The organism is Nocardioides abyssi (assembly GCF_030412915.1).
Lineage (GTDB): Bacteria > Actinomycetota > Actinomycetes > Propionibacteriales > Nocardioidaceae > Nocardioides > Nocardioides abyssi.
Genome location: NZ_JAUHJR010000118.1, coordinates 1 through 284, shown reverse-complemented (window position 1 = coordinate 284; position 284 = coordinate 1). Strand labels below are relative to the sequence as shown.

Annotated in this window: 1 pseudogene; it reads left to right on the top strand. The window is 74.3% G+C overall.

Going from position 1 to position 284, the window contains the following annotated elements:
• Window positions 1-23: 23 nt before the first annotated feature.
• Window positions 24-284, top strand: a pseudogene (locus QWY29_RS20155) (potassium transporter Kef); the annotation flags it as partial.

Genomic DNA, 284 nt, shown 5'->3' with positions numbered 1-284 from the left:
ACTTCTCGGAGTTCGGTCTGATCGTGGCCGTCGCCTCCTCCGCCGAGGTGCTGGGCGAGGAGTGGGTGGTCACGCTGGCGACCGCCATCGCAGCCAGCTTCGTGGTCGGCACCGCGGTGGGCCGCCGCCCGGAGTACCTCGTCGGGCTGCTCTCGCACCTGGTGCCCGAGCGCCCCGAGCACCGGCTGCACCCCGAGGACCGCCCCCTCGACGTGGGGCACGCCGAGGCGGTCGTGCTGGGCATGGGTCGCGTCGGGCGCTCCGCCTACGAGCGGCTCGAGCAC